We start from the raw sequence: 257 nt of genomic DNA on the forward strand, positions 1-257 counted from the left end.
CGAGAGCTTCTACGCTGCCTTTTGTTTGGGGGCGAAAAGGGCGACAGACCATTGTTCTGAACCCTGCATCTTTACTAAAAGAATAGAAGCGATCGTTTAAATGAACCTGAGAGAATTGAGTTCGTGACCGGTTGTAGAAAAGCATTCTATACCGATAAAAAAGAGGCGGAAAAAGGCAATGTGATCCAGCAGACGTGAATACACTGCTGGATCACATTGCTTTTTTTCTTGTCAAATGTCTCCAGCAAAGGTAAAAT

1 pseudogene is annotated in these 257 nt (G+C 42.4%); it reads right to left on the reverse strand.

The features are described 5' to 3' along the window. Window positions 1–133: pseudogene (locus ACYQ2O_RS13275) on the reverse strand (IS21 family transposase); the annotation flags it as partial. Window positions 134–257 lie beyond the last annotated feature (124 nt).

It is taken from the genome of Alkalibacterium sp. m-11, assembly GCF_054658155.1.